1 pseudogene is annotated in these 231 nt (G+C 59.3%); it reads right to left on the reverse strand.

Annotated elements, in window-relative coordinates:
• Positions 1-121: pseudogene (locus KYG_RS24195) on the reverse strand (IS481 family transposase); the annotation flags it as partial.
• Positions 122-231: the final 110 nt, after the last annotated feature.

The following is a 231-nucleotide window of genomic DNA, read 5'->3' on the forward strand; positions in this document are numbered from 1 at the left end:
AGACCGTCTGCTCAGTGATCCCGAAGCGCAGGGCCAGGACGTTGGCTGGCTCGTTGCTGGCTGCGATCTCGGCACGCACGGCGGGCGTGGTGCGGGCGTTCTTGTGCAGGGCAATCAACATGGCTTTACTCCCTGGGTAGATTGCAAGGACTCTATCAACTCTTGCAGGACCGCTCTGGCCATGAAGAGGGGATAGCGTTTAGAGTCTATGCAATCGTCCGGGATGCGACA

The organism is Acidovorax sp. NO-1 (assembly GCF_000238595.1).
Classification (GTDB): domain Bacteria; phylum Pseudomonadota; class Gammaproteobacteria; order Burkholderiales; family Burkholderiaceae_C; genus Acidovorax.